The sequence below is a fragment of the Vibrio sp. 1249-1 genome, assembly GCF_033340495.1.
The window spans coordinates 1-764 of the sequence record NZ_JAWOWJ010000424.1; the positions used below are offsets into that span (position 1 = coordinate 1).

Annotated in this window: 1 protein-coding gene; it reads right to left on the reverse strand. The window is 39.7% G+C overall.

Annotation, left to right across the window (positions count from 1 at the left end; genetic code table 11):
• On the reverse strand, positions 1-745 hold a 745-nt coding region (locus tag R7Z50_RS26775), incomplete at its 3' end, for a family 1 glycosylhydrolase (protein WP_318149653.1).
• Between the last annotated feature and the right edge of the window lie 19 nt (positions 746-764).

The window sequence follows — 764 nt, forward strand, 5'->3', positions numbered from 1 at the left end:
GCTCTGTTGCGTCTTCTGGCAAACCAACCCCAGTAAATGGTGCATGCAGAGACATGTTGATTTCGTTGAAGGTAAGCCACAGTTTGACCTTATCTTTGTAGCGTTCTAACACGGTTTTAGCGTAACGCTCGAAAAACTCGATCACTCGACGATCGCCCCAACCACCATAATTCTCAACCAAGGCGTAAGGCATCTCGTAATGAGAAAGCGTCACAAATGGTTGCATGTCGTGTTTGGCTAGCTCATCAAAAATGTTGTCGTAAAACGCCAGTCCTTCTTCGTTTGGCTCCAGTTCATCACCATTAGGAAAAATACGGCTCCAAGCGATGGACAAGCGCAGGCAGGTGAATCCCATCTCTTTAAATAAGGCAATATCTAATTTGAAGTTTAGAAGGTTACATTCTTCATATTTAATCCGACAGTAAACCACCTTCACAATAAGCATTGTCCAAGAAACTGAGACAAACAACGTTCCCAGAGCGACTAGTTGATTTTCAAAGAGGATAATCAAAAATGCCGAAATCAACTTAAGCAGTGATTCAAAAACACTAAACACAGCATCAATACCTAAATCTTCATTGGCATTAATTTGCGCATTAAATGGCACGGTTACTACAGATGCTAATACGCCGACAGCCATAATCTGGTATAAAGATTGAGCGGAAGAAACAACTGATACTGGTATGTTAATTAAATCTTCAAAAATAAAAGTTTGCAGTGAAAATAACAGTAAAAAAATAATCATAGCAACAACAATATGTAGC